Source organism: Eisenbergiella sp. OF01-20 (genome assembly GCF_003478085.1).
Taxonomy (GTDB): domain Bacteria; phylum Bacillota; class Clostridia; order Lachnospirales; family Lachnospiraceae; genus Eisenbergiella.
This window is the reverse complement of sequence record NZ_QUES01000093.1, coordinates 1-715: the sequence shown is the minus strand read 5'-3', so window position 1 is coordinate 715 and position 715 is coordinate 1. Positions and strand designations below refer to the sequence as shown.

At 46.4% G+C, this 715-nt stretch carries 2 protein-coding genes and 1 pseudogene; 2 read left to right on the top strand and 1 reads right to left on the bottom strand.

Features of this window, described 5'->3' with window-relative positions:
- Positions 1-277: pseudogene (locus tag DXA36_RS33785) on the top strand (virulence-associated E family protein); the annotation flags it as partial.
- A 28-nt stretch (positions 278-305) separates the two neighbouring features.
- On the opposite strand, the gene DXA36_RS34135 reads toward DXA36_RS33785, so the two are convergent.
- Positions 306-545 (bottom strand): hypothetical protein, encoded by a 240-nt coding sequence (locus DXA36_RS34135; RefSeq protein WP_021682886.1) that lies wholly within the window; start codon positions 543-545, stop codon positions 306-308.
- Between DXA36_RS34135 and DXA36_RS32560 the strand changes: the two genes are divergently transcribed.
- The coding region (locus DXA36_RS32560) for a hypothetical protein (RefSeq protein WP_002569220.1) at positions 519-715 on the top strand (197 nt) is incomplete at its 3' end. The two genes, DXA36_RS34135 and DXA36_RS32560, sit on opposite strands and share 27 nt — an antisense overlap.

The following is a 715-nucleotide window of genomic DNA, read 5'->3' as shown; positions in this document are numbered from 1 at the left end:
GTACACCGGGAGCATGGTCTGCTCCAAGCAGCTCTATAAGGAAGCCTTGAACCATGCCTTTGACGAGCCGAAGCAATGGGAAATCCGGGAAATCAACGAGATTATGAACCAGTGCATTTCTGGCTGGCGGTACTTCCCGAACCCAAGAATGTTTTCAGAATATGGCAGACAAAAGGGCTGGGAGCGTGAAAACCCGGCAACGGACTCCGGCAACCCGTCTGAAAAAACGATGGATGGTTTTGTGGAGGTCACAGAACAGATGGAGCTTCCATTCTGAAAATGACCGCCCGTTGCACCCCCTGTTGCTATCCCGTTGCCGAGCCGGTTGCCGGGGAAAACCCCTTATTTCCGGGCTTTTCTCCCTTATAACAACCAAAACAACAGAAAAATAAAAGAAAAGTATAAATAGTAACCATCGCCAGATTGAGATTGTTTGCAAGGTCTTTTGAAGCCCGTTGCCGGACTTCGTTGCCGACACCCTCTGTCTGGCTATTTTCATGTATGGAGGATAACTGCCTATGGCAAAAAACAAAACAGAGATTCATGTGACCACTGTATTTGACGGGGAACTGGACGCAACCGATGTGTTCGTCAGTCTGATTTCCCAGAAATACGGTAAAACAAATACAAAAGAATATCTTGCTAAAAAGAAAGATATAGGCTATAATGAAGATGAGGTTCAAAAGAGCCAGATACCGTCTGGATTGTGTGGGTA